18 protein-coding genes and 1 riboswitch are annotated in these 21,013 nt (G+C 41.7%); of the genes, 5 read left to right on the top strand and 13 right to left on the bottom strand.

What is annotated here, in order from left to right:
- Positions 1–95: 95 nt before the first annotated feature.
- Positions 96–812, bottom strand: a complete 717-nt coding sequence (locus BMX30_RS16510) for a toast rack family protein (RefSeq protein WP_090748205.1) — start codon at positions 810–812, stop codon at positions 96–98.
- Positions 813–1,240: 428 nt separating this feature from the next.
- On the opposite strand from BMX30_RS16510, the gene BMX30_RS16505 reads away from it, so the two are divergent.
- Positions 1,241–1,732, top strand: a complete 492-nt coding sequence (locus tag BMX30_RS16505; RefSeq protein WP_090748202.1) for a CarD family transcriptional regulator — start codon at positions 1,241–1,243, stop codon at positions 1,730–1,732.
- Between the two features lie 271 nt (positions 1,733–2,003).
- Positions 2,004–2,204: a cold-shock protein gene (locus BMX30_RS16500; protein WP_090748198.1), complete on the top strand. Its 201-nt coding sequence runs from the start codon at positions 2,004–2,006 to the stop codon at positions 2,202–2,204.
- 492 nt (positions 2,205–2,696) lie between these two features.
- Here BMX30_RS16500 and BMX30_RS16495 read toward each other — a convergent pair whose 3' ends face one another.
- The 4 genes from BMX30_RS16495 to BMX30_RS16480 form a co-directional block, all read right to left on the bottom strand.
- The gene (locus BMX30_RS16495; protein ID WP_090748289.1) at positions 2,697–3,251 is read right to left on the bottom strand and encodes a 5' nucleotidase, NT5C type; all 555 of its coding nucleotides are present in this window, start codon (positions 3,249–3,251) and stop codon (positions 2,697–2,699) included.
- 72 nt (positions 3,252–3,323) lie between these two features.
- On the bottom strand, positions 3,324–4,040 hold the full coding sequence (locus BMX30_RS16490; protein ID WP_425283774.1) for a GTP cyclohydrolase II: 717 nt from the start codon (positions 4,038–4,040) through the stop codon (positions 3,324–3,326).
- Positions 4,041–4,100: 60 nt separating this feature from the next.
- Entirely contained in the window at positions 4,101–5,201 is a 1,101-nt protein-coding gene (locus tag BMX30_RS16485) for an FAD-dependent monooxygenase (protein WP_090748192.1), read from the bottom strand.
- Between the two features lie 177 nt (positions 5,202–5,378).
- Positions 5,379–6,230 carry a VOC family protein gene (locus tag BMX30_RS16480; RefSeq protein WP_090748189.1) on the bottom strand — a complete coding sequence of 284 codons (852 nt, stop codon included), beginning with the start codon at positions 6,228–6,230 and terminating at the stop codon, positions 5,379–5,381.
- Between the two features lie 173 nt (positions 6,231–6,403).
- On the opposite strand from BMX30_RS16480, the gene BMX30_RS16475 reads away from it, so the two are divergent.
- On the top strand, positions 6,404–6,727 hold the full coding sequence (locus tag BMX30_RS16475; RefSeq protein ID WP_090748187.1) for a winged helix-turn-helix transcriptional regulator: 324 nt from the start codon (positions 6,404–6,406) through the stop codon (positions 6,725–6,727).
- A 71-nt stretch (positions 6,728–6,798) separates the two neighbouring features.
- Here BMX30_RS16475 and BMX30_RS16470 read toward each other — a convergent pair whose 3' ends face one another.
- The 3 genes from BMX30_RS16470 to BMX30_RS16460 all read right to left on the bottom strand — a co-directional run bounded on the left by BMX30_RS16470 (position 6,799) and on the right by BMX30_RS16460 (position 9,402).
- Complete coding sequence (locus BMX30_RS16470) at positions 6,799–7,797, bottom strand: Gfo/Idh/MocA family protein (RefSeq protein WP_090748183.1); 999 nt, start codon at positions 7,795–7,797, stop codon at positions 6,799–6,801.
- A gap of 314 nt (positions 7,798–8,111) precedes the next feature.
- Positions 8,112–9,140: an NAD(P)H-dependent flavin oxidoreductase gene (locus BMX30_RS16465; protein ID WP_211482082.1), complete on the bottom strand. Its 1,029-nt coding sequence runs from the start codon at positions 9,138–9,140 to the stop codon at positions 8,112–8,114.
- Positions 9,141–9,231: 91 nt separating this feature from the next.
- Entirely contained in the window at positions 9,232–9,402 is a 171-nt protein-coding gene (locus tag BMX30_RS16460) for an acyltransferase (RefSeq protein ID WP_090748177.1), read from the bottom strand.
- A 299-nt stretch (positions 9,403–9,701) separates the two neighbouring features.
- Here BMX30_RS16460 and BMX30_RS16455 point away from each other — a divergent pair, with 299 nt between their 5' ends.
- Positions 9,702–10,370: a SurA N-terminal domain-containing protein gene (locus BMX30_RS16455; RefSeq protein ID WP_090748174.1), complete on the top strand. Its 669-nt coding sequence runs from the start codon at positions 9,702–9,704 to the stop codon at positions 10,368–10,370.
- A 169-nt stretch (positions 10,371–10,539) separates the two neighbouring features.
- Here the strand turns inward: BMX30_RS16455 and BMX30_RS16450 are convergent, their stop codons facing one another.
- The 3 genes from BMX30_RS16450 to BMX30_RS16435 form a co-directional block, all read right to left on the bottom strand.
- Positions 10,540–11,181 (bottom strand): queuosine precursor transporter, encoded by a 642-nt coding sequence (locus BMX30_RS16450; RefSeq protein WP_090748171.1) that lies wholly within the window; start codon positions 11,179–11,181, stop codon positions 10,540–10,542.
- Between the two features lie 145 nt (positions 11,182–11,326).
- Positions 11,327–11,827 carry a preQ(1) synthase gene (gene queF / locus BMX30_RS16445; protein WP_090748169.1) on the bottom strand — a complete coding sequence of 167 codons (501 nt, stop codon included), beginning with the start codon at positions 11,825–11,827 and terminating at the stop codon, positions 11,327–11,329.
- Between the two features lie 111 nt (positions 11,828–11,938).
- Positions 11,939–11,985: riboswitch (PreQ1 riboswitch) on the bottom strand.
- Between the two features lie 646 nt (positions 11,986–12,631).
- Positions 12,632–14,017, bottom strand: a complete 1,386-nt coding sequence (locus tag BMX30_RS16435) for an MFS transporter (RefSeq protein ID WP_090748163.1) — start codon at positions 14,015–14,017, stop codon at positions 12,632–12,634.
- 1,186 nt (positions 14,018–15,203) lie between these two features.
- Between BMX30_RS16435 and BMX30_RS16430 the strand changes: the two genes are divergently transcribed.
- Positions 15,204–16,841, top strand: a complete 1,638-nt coding sequence (locus tag BMX30_RS16430; RefSeq protein WP_090748160.1) for a long-chain-fatty-acid--CoA ligase — start codon at positions 15,204–15,206, stop codon at positions 16,839–16,841.
- 77 nt (positions 16,842–16,918) lie between these two features.
- On the opposite strand, the gene BMX30_RS16425 is transcribed toward BMX30_RS16430, so the two are convergent.
- Both BMX30_RS16425 and glpK read right to left on the bottom strand, forming a co-directional pair.
- On the bottom strand, positions 16,919–18,562 hold the full coding sequence (locus BMX30_RS16425) for a glycerol-3-phosphate dehydrogenase/oxidase (RefSeq protein WP_090748157.1): 1,644 nt from the start codon (positions 18,560–18,562) through the stop codon (positions 16,919–16,921).
- Positions 18,563–19,128: 566 nt separating this feature from the next.
- Positions 19,129–20,619 carry a glycerol kinase GlpK gene (gene glpK / locus BMX30_RS16420; protein ID WP_090748154.1) on the bottom strand — a complete coding sequence of 497 codons (1,491 nt, stop codon included), beginning with the start codon at positions 20,617–20,619 and terminating at the stop codon, positions 19,129–19,131.
- Positions 20,620–21,013 lie beyond the last annotated feature (394 nt).

The raw sequence follows: 21,013 nt of genomic DNA, 5'->3' as shown, positions 1-21,013 counted from the left end.
GAAGAAAAAAACAGCAACCCCCTTAACTTCTATATTCGAAGTGTAGAGGATCGCTGCTTTTATAATCCATATTATGGATGGTGCCTGGCACCAGACTATTCTACTTTAAAAGTGGCGTCGCCGATACCTAGGCTGGTTTCTAGGTTTATGATAACATCAGTGCCATCTTCATATGCTTGGTTAACGTAAATCCCATCCCCTTTGGAAATTAAGTCATTAAAACTGGCATTTCCTATACCTTTTGAGGAATCAATTTTCACTCCTACTTCAGATGGGAGGATGATTGTTGATTTCCCAACTCCCATACTTAAAGTCGCATCAAAGCTCTCTTTCCAATCTCCGCCAAGGTCAATTGTGACATCACCTACACCAGCGTTTACTTCTAAATTCATAAGCTCTAAACCTTTTAGGTCCAGGGAAGTTTCAGATGCTCCTGAATTTACTTTTAAATCCACCGGAATGTCATCACTTAAGTTAAGATTCCAATGATTCTTTGTCTCTCCAAAGTTAATTTTATCTAACAGTCCATCTCCCTGTTCAATCACGGCCGTCCCTTTATTTCCTTTAAGTTTATACGAAACGTCCGGCTTCAACTTATCGTTTTTATAGTCAATCGTGCCTTCAACCCATTCCTTTGTCCCGTCACTAACGTTCAATTGACCAGCACCGATCTTTAATTCAAGTTCTAGTTCTTTTGCCTTGTCTTTTTCAATAAGAATCCCACCACTATCTCCAGTTCCATTGACAAACAACCCACAGCCTGATAACAACAAACTCACGCCCACTACCCCAGCTAAAAAGCTCTTTTTCATCTTCATTTCCTCCCTGTTTCTTTATCTTAATTCCATTTTATAGAAACTCACTAAGGTGGAAAAACGGCTCTAGTTTTAATTGTTCATCAGACCTGAGGCTTACAAGAAAGTCATACGTCCTTAAGTCTATTTTACTACTTAGATAAGGAAGAAAAAACCAATTACTCTTTTAAAAAAAGATATAATTTAACCGATCCTAGGAAGAATATACGTTCTAAAAGCCCGAGGCAAATAATCGGGAATTCTCCATACCAATAGACAGATTCCAACATACCCCTGCCACCTATAAAATAACCCTTTAAAAATAACGCTTATAATCGCTTTCAAAACTATTGACTCACTCAAAATAAATGTGGTATCATGATTAATTTGTGTAAAATCAATTTATGTGTTAAGATTATCAAGGTAATTAAACCGGAGGTGGATGAATGTTTCAAATTGGTGATCATATTGTTTATCCGATGCACGGAGCAGGTGTAATAGCGGCCATTGAGGAAAAGGAAATCCAAGGAATAATTAAGCAGTATTATGTCATCATGATGCCAAACCAGATGCAAGTCATGATTCCTGTAGACAAAATGATCAATTCCAACATTCGCTCCATCGTTGATAGTATGGCATTAGAAGAGGTATTTGGCGTTTTTCAACAGGAAGAACTCGACCCTTCATTAACTTGGAAACAACGATATACATCGAATATGGAAAAAGTAAAATCAGGGAGCATGCTTGAAGGAGCCGAAGTTGTTCGTGATTTAACAATTCGGAATTCTGAAAAGAAGCTAAATTCAAGCGAAAGACAAATGCTGACAAATGCGAAAAAGTTGCTCATTAGTGAACTTGGGTTGGTAAAAGGAATTAGCGAAACCCAAGCTAGCGACTTGCTCGATGAAAGAATGTTCCTAGGCGCAAAGACTTCGTAAAAAATAAATATAAACGTCAGTAACCAAATCATCAAAACCCCTCGCCTTCTAAGGAGTTTTGATGATTTTTTGATTCATCCAGTAAGCGCTTTCTAACCTATGCTGACAGAATTAGTCTTTTATTCCCATTGCACATTTTTGGAATTCCTGTTATATTTAGATAGAATTATTTTTGTTTGTTCGAAAGATTGTTGAGCGAATCTGCTTTCTGTCTCTAATAAGCAAGGATAGTAATACAAAGTGTGCTTGGCACACGAGGAGGATACACAAAATGGAACAAGGTAAAGTTAAATGGTTTAATGCAGAAAAAGGATTCGGATTCATCGAACGCGAAGCTGGAGACGACGTATTCGTTCACTTCTCAGCAATCCAAGGCGAAGGTTTCAAATCTTTAGACGAAGGTCAAGACGTGACTTTTGAAGTTGAACAAGGTCAACGTGGACCACAAGCTTCTAACGTACGTAAAGCGTAAATTTAACGAATCAAACGATAGATAGATAAAAGACCCTCTTGTAGGGTCTTTTTTTCATGCTCTTTTCTCAAACTTTGTTAGGGTGGATTGAGTTTCGTTATACTTTGTTTTTCCTTTTAAAAATATAGCTCCGTTATAGGGCTTCGTTGATTTTACTAACCGTTGATTGGAGCGGAAGGCGCTTGACTCCTGCGGGAGCAGCGGGACAGGTGAGACCCCACAGGAGCGCAGCGACGAGGAGGCTCACCGCCCGCCCCGCGGAAAGCAAGCGCCTGGAGCGCAAATCAACAACCTTGTTTAACAGAACCAAAAATAAAAAACCCTGCTCATTGAAATGAGCAGGGAACATGAATCAATAAAGAAAACGGTAGACAAAGTATACCATAGCATTCAATAAAACCCTAATTTATTTGAGAAATTTTGGATGGTGCCAGCCACCGCCCAATTTTTCCCACAGACGAGATTAATTTCCTTCCTATCGCTAACCCCTCATCAGAAACTGAAATCTGGCCAATTATTCACCCTTGCGAGCTCGATGTGCCGATTATACGATTGATCTTTAACAAAAACCTTAACACCAGCTTCATCACTCAATGTTTCCAGCACTTCGGGTTTATCATCAAAATAAAAATCTAGCTTTAACTCACGAATGATATCCACTTTCTCAGAATCCTTCATCCCATAAAAAAAGTGATGATCCTGAACCGGAAATCCTCTCTCAAGTAACCATTTCTTCGTGCGCTCGCCATGTTCTTTCGGCCTTGAGGTAATATAATAGATTTCATGCCCCTGGTTAACTAATTCATTCAGCATGTCCACTGCACCCGGATAAGCCGGACAGGAGGTATAATAGATCTCCTCTAAGGAGCGGTTCCACATCTCTTTCCCCTCTTCATCCGTTAACCCAAAGGGCTCATGGATTTCCACTCGTTTAAGCTCCCGAAAAGCTTCCAACCCCACACTTTGTTTTAACTTCTGATTATAAAGATGAAAGGCATGCTCCCTCAAATTAATCAATGTATCATCAATATCAAAACCAAATCTCAAATCCAAACACCTTCCTTAAGCTGGATGGTGCCAGGCACCATCCAGGAAACTGGAAATTCAACAACTTATTTATCACACGATGTGTCCTGACTTTTCTCTTTTGGTCTCTAGGTAGCGTTCGTTGTACTCTGATACGTCTCCCCATAACGGTGTTCTACCTGAGACGGATAAACCTGCTTCCCTTAGGGCTTCTAGCTTTTTCGGGTTGTTGGTGATCAATGTAACTGGCTTCGCTCGCAACGCCTTCAATACCTCGATCGCTTCTCGATAATCCCTTGAATCATCAGCAAAGCCGAGCGCGTGGTTAGCTTCAACAGTATCATAGCCATTTTCTTGAAGAATATAAGCCATCGCTTTACTGAACAAGCCAATCCCACGTCCTTCATGGTTGGCCAAATAAAATAATGCACCGCATCCATGCTCAACCATCATTTTCATCGATTGTTTCAGCTGAAAACCACAATCACAACGCTTGCTGCCAAAAATATCCCCCGTATGGCAAATCGAGTGCATGCGAATTAGGGCATTCTCTTCATATTCAAAATCACCATAGACAAGGACACTCGACTGTTGTAAATCGGCCAACTGCGCAGAGGATAATCGATCAATAACTACTTGAAAGTCCTCTACTACATCCTCTGACTGGACCCAGCTATACCATTTAAATTCGACTGTTTCCCCGTCCAAGTTGACAGGTAACTTTATTGGTCCAACTAGATAAATGGCTTCCTCTCCTGTTTTAATCAGTTGAATTTTATCTTCTAAAACAGAAAGAACCTTTGACTTCATTTTTAACTCTTCCACCGTACTCCTCCCATCCGAAAACCATTCATCCTCTGCCAACGCTAATTAATACAGCGTTGGTACAGCGAAGTTTTTTCTATATGTTTCTTCTTTTACTCGTTGGATCTCTTGTAATTTTTCTACTGCACCACGGCGTAACAGCTCAAATTTTTTCAATTGACCAGCACTTGTGTCCCCTAGCCTTAATGCATCGACAAGGACATCACTCAACACCTCAGCGTCAACTAAAGCTGCATTGATGCCAAAAGCACCCGTAGGGCTCATCGTATGCGCAGCATCCCCCATAATCACAAGCCCGTCCTTTACCCATGTTTCACATGCAGAGCTATGAACTTTTAATAAAATAAAATCATTCCACGACCGAATATACCGTTGAACACTTCCAGCCAATTCAGGAAACGCATCACTTACCTGTTGAATGAATGGCATAAACGCCTGCTTTTTCAATACTGGAAACGAATCTTCCGGAATGTTCCACCCAATTTGCACAAACCCACCAGCCTGAGTAAAGACGGCGAGCTGCTTATCGCCCACTAGCGCCTGGCGAATGGTTGGCTCCCAGCCTTTTGGGCTTGGAATCTTCGCCCACAATAAATCGTACCCGTGTGGAAAAATGGAAAAAGGAAGCTGGGCCAATTTACGCAGTGTCGAAAATCGGCCATCGGCACCAATCACTACCGAACTTTTAATCACCACTTCCTGTTCTCCACTTTTCGCTCTTACCCCTGTCACTGAGTCGGTTTCATCGGTAAGGACCTCTGTCAACCGTGTCCCCATAAGCAAATGATAATGTGGGAACCTTTTAGCTTCACGGATGAATACATTTAGTAAATTCCGCTGTGGAACATGAATCCCAACGTGTTTTTCCCCTTTGCCGGGCCTCACTCTTTTTACTACTTCGCCATCTTGCCAATATTCCACTGACTTCATCATCAGCAGACCTTCTTGCTCGACCTTGTCATAAAGATTTAAAGCCCGTAAGACCGCTTCTCCCTCGTGATTCAGATGTTCGCCACGAAATTCCTTATTTATTGCCTCATGTCGTTCAATCACAATCGTGGACAGATTGTTTTTAGCCAATAAATAACCTAACAGGGCACCCCCAGGTCCGGCCCCAACAATACAAACATCTGCTTCAAGCTTCATGTTAAAACCACCTAAATCTAACTTTTAGTAGTAACAATCTCCAATGTCTTTCAACTTTCCAACATCCGTCACCTTTTGGATGGTTACACTTCTTGCTTATCGTTCTTTATTTTTAAAATTACAGATTTAAAAAATGTTGCGCTTCAAGGAGATCTTCACGAACACACTTCGCTACTCCTATATCCTTAACTCAATTCGATTCCCTGATGGGTCTTTTGTAAACAAGCTACCTTGTACCTCTGATATGGCTGCACCTATACCAGTTAAACGAGATATTGCCTCTTGACGAGCTCCTTCATTAGGAAATACAACCTGATAAGAGCTCATTCCAACACTGTTTTCCTCAGGAGCTGGAGCCCCGACACCGTTCCAAGTGTTCAGGCCAATATGATGGTGGTATCCACCTGTTGAGAGAAACAGCGCCTGACCTCCGTAACGACAGACAATTTCAAACCCTAGACCTTGGCAATAAAATTCCTCTGTTTTTTTAAACTCTGCCACATGCAAATGGATATGCCCCATAATTGTACCAGCAGGAAGGCCGCTCCATGGTTTTCCATCATCTTCTTTTAGAATATCCTCGACATTCATTGGCTCAGTCGCCATCACGACTTCCTTGCCCTCCCACTTCCAGGTCGAGGCTGGGCGATCGGTATAGATTTCGATGCCATTGCCGTCAGGGTCAGCCAAATAAAGCGCCTCACTCACAAGATGATCCGACCCACCTTGGAGTGGATACTTCATATTAATCATGTAAAGAATGACTTTCGCCAAATCCGCTCGACTTGGGAGCAACAAAGCATAATGATATAAACCAGTTCGGCGTGGTTGCTTTGGACGGACTACACTTGGCTGTTCAATCGTGACCAAGGGTGTTTTTCCATCAGCAGTTAACACCGCCTTTTCTTCGGTCTTTTCTAAAACCTTCAAACCAATAATACTTTGATAAAACTCAAGTGAACGCTGTAAATCCGCAACATTCAGATTCACTTCAGACACAAATGTGTTCGGCTTTTCATGAAAGTTCATATTAATAGCCTCCAAATTTATAGTTAGGTTGGTTTCATTTTTTAAAAGTTAGTTACTTATAGTAAGTAATTATATTTTTGTTATTAACTTGTGTCAAGTTCTTAAATATTGTATTGTAATTATATTGTTATCCGTAAGAAAATGCATATAAATAGAGATAGAGGTGATGTGGAATGGATCCTGCAATCATTTGCCCACGATTTGAAAAAGCGATGAGTTTGATGAGCCAGCGCTGGACAGGGTTAGTCATTTATCAACTCCTCACCGGTCCCAAAAGGTTCTGCACGTTGGAATCCTCCATGGGCATCAGCGGAAGAGTCCTGTCAGAGCGGTTAAAAGACTTAGAGAACCAAGGCATCGTCAAGCGCGATGTTTACCCTGAAACACCCGTACGAATCGAGTATTCCCTAACCGACAAAGGGGCAGCCTTACAGCCCATCATGAAAGAAATAGAAACATGGTCCCAAACCTGGCTCGAACCAGAACCCAATCAATAAAGCCGGTTGTCCCAAACGACAACCGGCCTTTGTTATTCCCAGAAAACTGGATGGTGCCTGGCACCAACCAATTAATTACTAGTTATTCTTACTACTTTCCCTGCTCGGATTGACTCGTAACACGCATCAATGACTTTCATGTTTTCCACCGCGGATGCTCCAGAATAGAGCGGCTCTTTCCCATCTAGTATCGCCTGTGAAAAATGTTCAACCTCTATGCAATATATGTCGCCATGTATTCTTTCTTCACGAGTAACATCGCCACTTTGAACGATAACCGAGCCCATACCACCAATTACATCGGGTCGGAACGCATACGGAACTTTGATGGAACCTTTTGTCCCCACCACCTCATACTCATTGCGATGGGTCATGTCGAAGCTACAGTCAATGATGGCTCGAACACCATTTTCTAACTTAAATTGAACGTATGTAGATAAATCTACTCCTGACATCGGATCAAGTTCCGCCACCGCCTGCACTTCTAACGGTTCTGTGTGTAAAATAGCCCGTAACGCATGAATGGAATAGCATCCCAAATCATACAAGGCTCCCCCTCCTAACTCCTTGTCCATTCGAATATCGCCATCACGATTTTCAAGATAAAAGGAGTGGCTAGATTTAAATAACTTCACTTCCCCTATTTCTCCAGATGCAATGATTTCGCGAACACGTTCATGCTGAGGATGAAACTGATACATGAACGCCTCCATGAATGCAACCCCTTGCTCCTGGCACACCCGGACCATTTCTACCGCTTCGTCTGCTGTGAGCGAAATAGGTTTTTCACATAGAACATGCTTCCCCTTTTTCGCTGCCTTTTCAACCCATTCTTTATGTAATCCATTTGGAAGAGGAAGATAGACGGCATCAATTTCCGGATCATCCAGTAAAGCATCATAACTCTCATAAGCTTTCGGGATTTCCAATTCCTCCGCAACTTCATGCACTTTGATGCCTCTACTAGCAATCGCTGTCATTTCAGCATTCTCCGCACGCCTAATCGCTGGAATCACTTGTGTTCTAGCAATATTGGCCGTGCTTAATACACCCCACCTGATCTTTCCCATTCTAAAATCCTCCTAGTATGATTTCTTCTAAAACTATACTAAGTACTCAAGGCGGAACATCCTCTCATACCATAAACTTCTAACCTTCAACCTCATGAATACCTGTTCGGATATTATTCTAAACTTCTCTAGCACCTCTTTCAATACGCCGAAGCGATTAAGCACCTAAAATACCAAACCTCACGGTAGTAAAAGGCGGCAGCTCAATCCAAAACCGTTTTTCCCTTATTAACTAAAATAGGCACACACCACCTAAGGGCATGCACCTCATTCGCTACCTCAAAATTGGATGGTGCCAGGCACCATCCAGTTTTTTACCAGCCAAACCCAGCTTCTTTCACAAGCAGTTCCACGAGTCTAGCAGCAGGTAAATCTCTAGCAAGTTCATGCCGCTGACCTGCCCATAGGGACATAAATTCAGGCCTTTTGGCATCAACAGCTGCTTTTCGGATTTCTTTTGTCATATGGTGAAGATGAGGATAAGCGGCTGGCGCAACCGAATCATGCTCAAGGATAAAGGCGTTTGTGAGGCCCCTCGCTCGTCTCCCAGTGAAAGCCCTTGTTACAGTGGTTGAGTCAAATTGAGGGTCCACCAATGCTTTTTTGTAAACCTCGTTCGCCCCACTCTCATGGCAACTTAAAAAGGCTGTCCCTAACTGGACGGCATCTGCCCCCGCTTCTAATAAACTACTAATATCGAGACCATGCATAATCCCCCCAGTAGCAACCAGCGGCAAACGGACTTCTTCTTGTAAAACCTCCAACAAAGTAGCGAGCGAGTAGTCATCCTCTTCAGAATTAAGGAAAGAACCCCGGTGTCCTCCCGCTTCAATTCCCTGCAACACAAGTACATCGGCTCCCGCATCACTCGCCAAGATTCCTTCTGCTGGTGTTGTAACGGTGACCATTACACAAGACCCACACTCTCTCAATCTGCTAATCACATCTGCAGATGGACAACCGAAAGTGAAACTTACAAACGGCACTCTTTGCTCATATAGTACCTCTAGCTTTTCTTCCCACTCATCATCTACATCCATTTTTGCTTCGCCAACATTCACATCAAGTAGCTGAGCGGTTTTCTTAAGCAACTTTGCATAGTTAGCAACCGCTTGAGTGTCCACAACATCAATCCCCGGGACAAAGACATTAACCCCGAAAGGCTGAGTGGTTAACTTACGCATCTGGAGGATTTCCTCCCGCATCTGAGATGCCGACTTATACCCGCCTGCCAAAAAACCAAGTGCTCCTGCATTCGAAACGGCTGATGCTAGCGTTGGATTCGAAACACCCCCAGCCATCGGAGCTTGAATAATCGGATATCGAACCGAAGCCAACTCCATCATCCCACCTCCTTCCTTGTGGTAATTCCCTGGAAGGTGCCTGGCACCATCCAGTTACTTCCATTTCTATATACTCCATTCTACCATGGTGCTAAAACTCAAACTTTTGCACAAATTGGCAACCTTGGCATGCTCTCCCGATTTGTTTTTTGGTTGAGGGGTCTATATAGTAAATTTCGTCAAATCCACAAACTGAACACTCTAGTGCATGTAGCACTTCTCTTTCACCAAATAGAGCATTTAATAGATAGTCAAAATTCATCCTGACACCACCTCTTAACACACTTTTTCTTAAAATAACAAAAAGCACCTCCGAAGCTACAAGAAACTTGTCAGATGAAGATCATTATTTATCGACAATTTCATCCTCTAACCATACCTATGTAGTACTTGGCCCATTGTTGGATGTTAATTCCTGGAAGGTGCCTGGCACCTTCCAAGTTTCTAACATATTTACCGAAATTTCCAAGTTACAACATTATAACAATTCATTTACATCTCCCTACTTTTCTATGAATTATGATACAATTACGGTCATGCTGATCTGAGGGGGAAATTAATTTGTTTAAGAAAACATCGAAATGGTTTATAGCAATGGCAATTGTCACGTTCCTACTAGGAGCATGTAGCAGTGGCGGTTCGGATGAAATTGTAGCGACTGTTAATGGAAAAGATATTCTGAAGAAAGACTATGAAGTAGAAATAGAGAATACAAAAACATCATATGAACAACAAGGGATTAATCTCGATGAACTTGATAGTGAAATGAAAGAAGAAGTGGAAAAGTCGGTATTAGACCAACTGATTAATACCGAGTTAATTCTTCAAACAGCAGAACAAGATGGGGTTTCTGTTGAACAAGGTGAGATTGATAGTGAAATAGATGCGATTAAATCCCAGTTCGAAGAGGACAAACAGTTTGAAGAGTTACTAGAAAAGAATAAATTAACTGAAGAACAATTAGGCGAGCAAGTAAAAAAACAACTTATTATCACTAAATATCTCGATAATAATGTCGGAGAGCTATCTACTACTGACGAGGAACTACAAGCCGTATATAACCAATACAAAGAGTCAGCCGAGACTCAAGAACAAGAACCAGAAGACTTTGAAACAATGAAACCTCAATTAGAACAACAAGTATTGGCTCAAAAGAAAAATGAAAAAGTGAACGAACTAATCGAAGAATTACGTAAATCAAACGAAGAAAAGATTGAGATTCTTCTATAAAGATGGATTTTACTAACCACCCAAAAAGCCCCCTAACGGTCATGTTAGGGGGCTTTTTACAATTTCTCAAATCATTTGGTAAACAACTGGGTGGTGCCAGGCACCATCCAAGTTTCTTCCAGTAACCATGTGTAAGATTCTATTGATATACTACCTATATGTTCTGCACCTATTCGCCTACCGCTTGACTGTTTGAAGAAGCAATTGATTCTTGCCTTCTTACCAGGTTAACGAGTAGATACACGACTGGTGTTAACACGACTGATGCAACGAATTTGAAGATATACTGTGTTAGAATCAGGCCTCCGAGTACAGCCAAAGGCATCGTACCGATGAAGGCGATGGTGATGAAAATGGTTGTATCGATTAATTGACTGAGCATTGTTGACGCATTATTACGCAGCCAAAGCTTACTCGATCCATGTTTGTCTTTCAACCGACCAAACACAAACACATCTAGATTTTGACTGATCATATAGGAAATTAAACTTGCAAGCACGACTCGGAAGCTCCCATTCAAGATCGTCTCAAACGAAGCTTGCTCACTAAACACCGGAGCTGCTGGCAAGGAGACGGTAATTGCGATAAAAATAAGCGCTAAAACTTGTGTGATAAAACCCGCTCGAACCGTTCGCTGTGCCTCTTTCTTTCCATAAACCTCAACAATCACATCGGTAATCGGAAAGGTAAAAATATAAATGATAACCGCTGCCGGTAGCATCGCCCACGTTCCAAGACTAAACAATTTTACAGCAACAATGTTCGATAAAATTAGCAACCCAACAAAAATTCCATTAAGGTATAAAAGCATATTGTCACCCTTTCATTCTGTTTTTCATTTCGGGCTTTAAGGGATTTCTTTAGGAAGCTGGCCTTATTTTATGTGACCCGATATTTACTAGGAACTCCACCTACTATCGTGAAGTCCAATCACATTAAAAATGAGCGCCTACGCCCTATCGATTATCAACCTTCTCAGGATAAAGATCATGATTCATCAAGCGGAAATTCGCCATTTCTTCATACTTCGTATCAGGCTTTCCGTAATTACACCACGGGTCAATGGAAATTCCGCCACGTGGCGTAAACTTGCCCCAAACCTCAATATAGCGCGGGTCTAACAGCTTGATTAAGTCATTCATTATGATGTTGACGCAATCCTCATGGAAGTCCCCATGATTACGGAAGCTAAACAAATACAATTTCAAAGACTTGCTCTCCACGATTTTTTTATCAGGAATATACGAAATATACATCGTTGCAAAATCAGGCTGACCTGTAATTGGGCAAAGACTCGTGAATTCCGGGCAATTAAATTTCACGAAATAATCGCGATTTGAGTGCAGGCTGTCAACCGCCTCTAACACCTCAGGTGCATAGTCGGATGGGTATTGTGTATGTTGATTCCCCAAAAGGGTCAAATCCTTTAAACCTTGTTCTTCATTACGTCCAGACATAAAAAAACCTCCCTGTATCATCTAACCCGATGCGTCACAGGGAGGTCCATAGCAAAAATAAGGATGCAAAAAAGCCACATCCGGGTATGGACATGGCTTTTAAAAAGTCATAAATCCATAGTTTTTTATAGAGGGTTTCCGCTATGAACCTCTCCCGTCCGAACACGGGTATTAAATTCTTTATTTATCATAATGAACATTAGTTAAAACGTCAATCACATTTTTAAAAGTACCATAAAAAGGATGAGCTATCCTAGCTTCAAAGCGGTTTAATCAATCGATTGTTAAAATGGGCCATATGGCCAAGAATGGGTTCCACTTGCCCTTCACCTAAAAGTTGTCTTCCGCTCCTTTTCACAAATTTGTCACCATTTTTTCAATAAGTTCCGATAATCAATCCATAACTTGTGAGAATCGATGCATATCTTCTGAAAATCAATCCATAACTCTATAAAATCAATGCATAGTAGATTTAATGCATCTGATAGATGTGAAAATCTCGTGAAATCCCCATAAAAAAGACCTAGCCAGTAGGCTAAGTCTCATCAAAACATATTATTTCGCTGGAACAATCAATTTCTGCCCAATGATTAAGTGCTTGGCTGGGTCTAATTTATTTACATCAACAATCGATTGCACAGTTACACCATACTGTTGAGCAATCTTCCAGAAAGTGTCGCAAGAAAATTTTCGAATACTGGGAAGTAATGGGGAAATAAAGTAGGTATTATTTATTGAAAAAAAAGGCTCTTCCCATGCAAAAAAGAGAAGTGCACAAAACACTTCTCCTCTAACAAAAATCGATTACATTTTCATCACTTTCCGCTTTTGCAACTCAGCTAAAACCACTGGATATTCCTTATCCAATTTAAATAGGAACATTAAAATCAACTGTAGCACGGCTAGACCTAATGGGATATAAAGATTCAGTGCTAAGATCATTTGGATGGAAAGCGCGGATTGTTCTGCCGCTCCACCTACATAACCACCAAAGCCCAATAACCAACCAATTAACGCAAGACCTAAACCAGTTCCTACCTTGATTCCAAAGCTTGCTCCACTGTTCACTAATCCTTCCGTACGAACGCCACTTTTATATTCCCCATATTCGACGGTGTCATTGATCATCGCAAACAACAAGGCAATTGCAGGAATTGCACCGATTCCAGCTAGAGCTGAACCCGTTAAGAAAACAGTTAAACTGGTCGGATCCGTCATTTTAACCAACTGAGCAACGATGTAAAGCAATGAACCAAAAATTGCCAAATTTCGTTTACCGAACCTCTTAACTAATGGAGTTAAGAAGAACATTCCGAGGAGCATCGGGAGAGATACAGCAAGTCCATAAAGCGGGAAGTAGGCAAGATTCCCCAATACCCACTGAGAATAATAGAGCGCGGCTCCTTGTGTAAGCGCCGTTGTTGCATAAAAAGCGATACAATAAACGGTGATAATCAACCAGTACTTATTTTTCGTTAGAGCAATAAATCCTTGCTTGGCGCTAACCTTTTCAATTTGACCATTCGCGTAAGAAGAGCTTCTTTCTTTTACCTTGCGGAAGGTTACATAAAGGGCAACAACCGTAATTAAGCCATATAAAACAGCGAGCATCGTCCAGCCGATAGCAGCTGCTAAGGGCTGCGTCAATGTCATAACCACTAGCGTACCAGTCATAATAAAGATACCTGCATAAACGTTTGCTTGAGAACGACTATTCTGATCCTGTGTCATCACACCTAGTAGCGTTTTATACGGAATCGATACAGCCGTGTAGAGCAAAATGAAAATTAAATACGTCGCATAAGCATAGATAATTTTCCCAGAATCACTAATATTCGGAACAGAGAATAATAGAATCGTCGTTGCCCCTAAAGGGAAGGACATCCATAAAAGCCACGGGCGGGCCTTTCCATGCTTAGATTTCGTCATATCTACAAGAGAACCCATTCCGAAGTCGGTAATTCCATCAAATAATCGCGCAACTAGCATGAGTGTACCGACCGATGTAGCCGCTAAGCCAGCAACATCTGTATAGTAAAAAGTCAAAAAGGCACCTAGTAACGTCCAAACTGAGAAGATCCCAAAACTACCTAAACCATATGACCACATTTCCGATTTCCCTGGTTTTTCCACTTCAGCAATAATATTTTTACTATTTACAAAATCATGTTTGAGTTGTTTCGCTAACATTTTCTACTCCCCCTGATCCTAGTATGAAAATCTCTCTTTTTATAGAATTACATGTTATTAAAATAGTATTGGACTGTGCAAAATCGTATTTGCCCTTACATCTGAAGTCTAAGCTGAAGATGACGAACCCATTGATAGTGCGTTTAAACCCCCGTAATGACGGGCGCGAACACAAATAACTAACCGGTTAGTATCTTAAAATAACAACTGTGAAATAATGATTAATTTGTTCGGCACCCACCCTCTTTTTATCTTAAATATACTGGAAAAGAGCTCCAGTTGATTTCCAAATTTATGTACTCCTTTAATATATTGGATGATAATTTACTTGTCAAACATAATTTCTAAATTATTTAAATATTTCGAAACAAGTATTTTAGTATAATAATTACACTGAAATTTATTTCTTTTCTTCCCTAAATAGTTAGCGTAAATCATCGTAGAAACCCCTTCTAATCTCCTTTTAAATACTCAAATTCCTGCATAGAGTGAATCTCAACATAAGACTCATATAATTAGGAAAATGGTTGGAATTCTGTCAGCCATCTTGCCCTTTAAAAGCGGGGTGAATGAATGCTTTACTAGATTCCCTCTTGGGTATAATAGCTAATCGCCCCCGTTCGTACTAGAGCGGTAGGAATCATTTTGGCGAAATAATGTGGCCTATTTTCAAGCATAATCACCTTATAAAATGATGTTTTTACAATGCTGGCTCTAATGGACCTATACAAGTGCGAATCTTCTATATAGCCTAAATTCATCCTAGATGAATTTAGGCTATATGAGTCTTGCCATTACACCCTCTTTCTGATCTGGAAATTAAACATCACGCATTATTTACTACACCAATCAACCAGACTGCCACGATTCCGAAATTACTCATTATTCGACAATCATTATAGAGAATCGGTCTCGTTCATAAATACCTCACAAATTCATTAACATTCCGTGAACAAAATGAAATATTCTGACAAAATTCGAGCATTTTCACACGTTGACGACTAGGAAAAAGCGCGAAAACTAGGGAATCGTAAAAATCGGTGCATGTCATTTGTGGGATTATGTCGAGAGTAAGGCGTTTACAAAGTTCTGAATTCTTACAATAATTTAAGAGGGAATCAACATCCATGAATACATAACACAGAGAGCATTCACTACAACATTTAATTTCTGGGAGGTTATTAAAATGGTCTATCAGCAAAAGCCTTGGTTAAAGTGGTATGATTCAAAAATTGACGAGCATGTGAGTGTAAAGTACGCGTCACTTTATGATTTTTTAGAAGATGCAGTCAAACGGTTTGGTGATAAGCCTGCATTTACCTTTTACGGTAAAGTCTTTAGCTACAATGAAACAAAAGCAATTGTTGACCGCCTGTCGGCTCATTTACATAGTAAAGGATTTAAAAAGGGCGATCGCGTTGCAATTATGCTTCCGAACTCGCCACATTATATCTTTGCTTTATTTGCGATTTTCCGTTTAGGAGGAATTGCGGTTCAAGTCAACCCAATGTATGTAGAAAGAGAAATTGCTTTTGTTTTAGAAGATTCCGGTGCGAGATATATGTTTGCCCTTGATGCATTCTATCCAAAAGTTAAAAAGGTCCAAGCGGATACATATTTAAAACATGTGGTTGCCATTGGTTTCGGTGAAAAGATTGCGCTCGCAGAGGGTGATAAATACTTTGAAGAAGCTCTTCAAACCCCAGTCACTGTGGAAGAAGCACCGATTAACCCATTTGAAGATGTCGCTGTCCTGCAATACACTGGTGGAACAACAGGCGTACCTAAAGGCGTCATGCTGACACATAGTAACCTCCTTTCCAATTTTAATCAGGTTTGCGATGCTATTTATAACGCTTGCGAAGATGTACCAGAATCTTTCAAGATGATCACCGTCCTTCCAATGTTCCATGTGTATGGACTCTCTAGTGTCGCCCTTTGCGGACTAAGAGAAGGTGCGAACCAAATCGTCTTGCCAAGGTTTGATGTCGCTGAGGTCATCGAGACAGTTAAACGCGAAAAGCCATTCATTTTTGCCGCTGTTCCTACGATGTATTTCGGCTTGAACAGCCAACCAGAATTATTAAAAGAAGCCGGCTTTGACCAACTATACTTTGTTGGAAGCGGTGGGGCTCCACTACCTGTTGAACAAGCGAAAGCATTCAAAAAAATTACCGGCGCTTCCATAATGGATGGATACGGACTCTCTGAAGCGGCACCAACGGTTATTTTTAACCCGCCATTCGTGCCTGCCAAAGAAGGCAGTATTGGAATTCCAGTTCAAAGCACCATCGTTCGCATCGTTCGCGAGACAGAGGATGGCGAATATGTTGATGTTCCAGTTGGTGAAGCGGGTGAATTGATTGTTAAAGGTCCGCAGGTGATGAAAGGCTATTGGAACCGCCCAAAAGATACAGAAGAAGCTCTTAAAGATGGCTGGTTGCATACTGGCGATATCGCAAAGATGGATGAAGATGGCTATTTCTACATCCTTGATCGCAGCAAAGATATGATTATTGCCAGTGGCTACAATGTCTACCCACGTGAAGTAGAGGAAGTTCTTTACCAACTTGAAGGCGTTGAAGAAGCTATCGTCATTGGTCTTCCAGATGAATATCGTGGTGAGACTGTTAAAGCTTTTGTGAAGCTAAAAGAGGGGGCTGTCGTTACCGAGGAAGAAATTCTTCAGTTCGGAAAAGATAACCTCGCACCATATAAGGCACCAAAGGCAGTCGAAATCCTTGCCGAGCTTCCAAAGTCAGCCGTTGGAAAACTGCTTCGGAGAGAACTTCGTGAGTTGGAGCTGAAGAAGGTTCAGGCTTAAGAAACATTCTCTAATAAAACAAGCAAGGGTGCCCTATTGAGAGGGCACCCTTGCTGTTTTTCTAATTTTTAGTATATCTATTCTTCCGACTTTGGAATCAAAGCTTCAAGCTCAACTGAAAACTTTTCTACCTCTGATTGCTTCCAACCAAACTGATCAGCCATATAAAGTAATACTGGATTCTTCCACTTTTTAACCGTCTCGATATCAAATAATAAATCCCCTGTTCTACGGAACCAAAAGTCTACTGGGGTAGCAATCATTTCGTGTTCAAGGCCGTAAATAAGTTGGGCAAAGATGCTTTTAGGGAGATTGTACGTTTCCAGTTCATTTTTATGTTGCTGAAACAGTTCGAAGACAATTGGAGTATTCGACCCATAAAAGCAAGCAAGCTGGATGGCTTCTTCTTTTGTTAATCCATCCGCCACCATCTCTTCTACTGCGGTTTGAACATACTGTTCGAAATTCGCTGCTCCGCCAACATTCCCGCCGGAAATTGGTAAGTTCTTTGTTTTGCACGGTCCAAATGGACGATTCAACTCCACTTTGAATTCTTCCGCGAGTTGGTCGACAATCGTTTCGGCCATTTTTCGATATCCCGTTAATTTTCCACCCGCGATGGTGATTAAACCAGACTCCGACTTCCAAATTTCATCCTTACGTGAAATCTCGGACGGACTCTTCCCTTCTTCAAGAATAAGCGGACGCACTCCGGCCCAGCTTGATTCAACATCACTTGCTGTCACCTTTACAGTTGGGAACATAAAATGGACCGCCTGGAGTAAGTAGTCGACATCTTCACGCGTTACATCAGGGGCAATAGGGTCTTTTTTATAAAAGGTATCGGTGGTGCCAATATAGGCTTTCCCGTTTCGCGGGATCGCAAAGACCATGCGCTTATCAGGTGTGTCGAAGTAAACTGCTTGCTTTAATGGAAACACAGATTGATCCAAGACAATATGGACACCTTTCGATAAAATCAACCCCTTGCCTTGCTTCGAACCGTCCATCTCACGGATCGAATCCACCCACGGTCCCGTTGCATTGATGATTTTTTTCGCCCGTACGTTAAACGTTTCACCCGTGAGTTGGTCAACAACCTGAACACCAACTAGTTTTTTATCTTCATATAAAAGTTCTTCTACCTTGGCATAATTTAATGCCTTCGTGCCATGGTCGACAGCGGCTTTCAGGACTTCGATTGTTAGACGCGCATCGTCGGTTCGATATTCTACATAATATCCCCCGCCCTTTAAGCCTCGATGTTTGATTAGCGGTTCCTTTTCAAGTGTCTCTTCCTTATTCAGCATGAATCGGCGCTCACTCTTTTTCACGCCAGCGAGAAAATCATAGACACGAAGCCCGACCGATGTCATCAAGCTACCGAATGTTCCGTCTTTATGCAAGGGAAGAAGCATCCATTCTGGTGTCGTAACATGTGGGCCATTTTCATAAACGATTGCTCGCTCTTTGCCCACTTCAGCAACCACTTTAAAATCGAATTGCTTTAAATAGCGCAAGCCGCCATGAACGAGTTTCGTCGACCGGCTCGAGGTTCCTGCGGCAAAGTCCTGCATCTCGAGGAGGGCCGTGTTCATCCCACGAGTCGAGGCATCTAGCGCAATCCCTGCCCCGGTAATGCCCCCGCCAATTACAAGGAGATCATAGGAGACCTCACGTAAAGTGGAGACTATCTCTTCCCGTTTTTTATTGGTAAACATTTGAATTCCCCCTTAGATAGGGCCGTTTTGGGTATAGGTTGGTGTTTGAATCGCAAAGCCGATTTTAACGCTTGGTTTGCTGATTATCCTAAAAGCAAACGATAAACATAGACTAGATTCCTAATTAGGTCCCGAAAGCAACAAAGCACGAGAAAAGAGCCCTGGATAAAAAAAGACCACGAATAGCTAACCGGTTCCGTTTCCTATTAAAAACAATAAAAATGTAAGTTAAAATGAGTGTCAAAATTGACACTCATTTTTTATATTAATGAAATCCCTAAAAAATTAGTATAGGAAATTGCACCTAAAATTGTCGGTGTACAAGGGCTGTTGTCCCTCTACAACTTCATCTGCAAATTGATATATAGTTTATCTTACAAAAAATAAGCGGAGTTTTTCCGCTTAAGTAAAGAAAAATTACCCATTTTCACGTTTGTTGAGTAAATAGTCGGAATTTCTCCGTCTATTTAAGTTGTTTTTAGTGCTTTTTCCAAAATAGCCGGAGTTTCTCCGCTTATTTATCAAACAAAACTGGCCCCAATCAATAAGAGTTTTAAAAGCCATTATTATTTGAACGATTGGGCTGCGGACACTGCCTTCTTCCAACCACCATAAAGCTTCTCGCGCTGTTCTTCCTGCATGGTTGGTTTAAATGTTTGGTCCACTGCCCATTGTCCGGCGATTTCGTCCTGACTTTTCCAGAATCTCACCGCAAGACCTGCCAAATAGGCGGCACCCAGTGCAGTTGTTTCATTAATGACTGGCCGTTCGACAGGAACATTTAGCACGTCACTTTGGAACTCCATTAAAAAATTATTTTTCACAGCACCGCCATCGACCCGGAGTGTTTTCAATTCAATAGCTGAATCCGCCTCCATTGCAGATAGGACATCCTTCGTTTGATAGGCGAGCGACTCAAGCGTTGCCCGGATAAAATGCTCCTTGCTCGTTCCCCGAGTCAGTCCAAAGACAGCACCTCTTACATCGCTATCCCAGTAGGGTGTCCCGAGCCCAACAAATGCCGGGACCACGTAAACCCCATCCGTTGATTCTACCCTTTCAGCATACTTTTCACTGTCTTTAGCATCTTTAAACATTCGTAACCCGTCCCGAAGCCACTGGACCGCAGAACCAGCGACGAAAATACTGCCTTCAAGGGCATACTCCACTTTTCCATTTAATCCCCAAGCAAGCGTGGTCAAGAGCCCATGTTCAGAAACCACCGCTTTTTCACCAGTATTCATTAACATAAAACAACCCGTTCCATAGGTGTTTTTCGCCATCCCCGCCTCAAAACATGCCTGACCGAATAGAGCAGCTTGCTGATCACCGGCAGCTCCTGCAATCGGCACTTCTTTACCGAAAAAGTGGGTGGCAATCGTATGGGCGTAAACCTCGGAGGATGGTCTGACTTCAGGAAGCATCGATGCGGGAACACCGAGGATTTCCAACAACTCCTCATCCCATTTTAATTCATGGATGTTGTACATTAGCGTCCTCGAAGCATTGCTATAGTCGGTTACGTGAGCTTGACCTCCGGAGAGCTTCCAAATCAGCCAAGTATCAATCGTTCCGAATAACAGGTTTCCCTCTTCAGCTCTTTGTTTTGCCCCCTCAACATTGTCGAGAATCCACTTCACCTTTGTGCCCGAGAAATAGGCGTCAATCAACAGGCCTGTTTTTTTACGAAAGGTATCGTCTAAGCCCTTTGATTTTAGTTCCTCACAGATGTCACTTGTTTGCCTCGACTGCCAAACAATCGCATTGTATACGGGATTACCTGTTTCTTTATCCCAGACAACCGTCGTTTCGCGCTGGTTTGTGATGCCAATTCCGGCAATCTGCTCAGGCTTAAGGTTCGATTCCGATAAAACTCCAGCAATCACTGCTAGGGTAGAGCCCCAAATTTCGTTCGCATTATGCTCCACCCAGCCTGGCTTTGGAAAATACTGCGTAAACTCATTCTGCGCGCTATACATAATCTTCCCTTGGTGATTAAAAAGAATCGCTCTTGTGCTTGTAGTCCCCTGATCGATGGATAAAATGAATGTTTCCATCCTATACTTCCCTCCCTCGGAATCGGTGGTTATCTTAAATTCATGTTTAGCTAAAATTTTTATATGGTTGGAGTGGTTTGTTATCTTCGTTTGGTTTAATGCTTTGTTTAACCGCTCTCTTGCACCTCACGGATAACACTTATTGGCGAGCGCGCAACAGCTTCTTGATACTTATTTTAACAGGACTGGGAACCATATTGTACCTAATCGCCTCTACATAGTGAAACACACACTTTTATATTTTATGAGCTTTCTAGAAAAAAAGGAGACCACCACAAAACTTTTACGGGAGTCTCCATTTTTATATATGAGCTTACTTTGCTAATTAATCAAACGTTTGATTGAATTGGCCTTGGTAGATCAAGGTTTAAAGGCTGTTCTTCACAAGTAAACA

The sequence above is a fragment of the Mesobacillus persicus genome, assembly GCF_900109925.1.
GTDB classification, from domain to species: domain Bacteria; phylum Bacillota; class Bacilli; order Bacillales; family Cytobacillaceae; genus Mesobacillus_B; species Mesobacillus_B persicus.
This window is presented reverse-complemented; position numbering and strand designations above follow the sequence as displayed.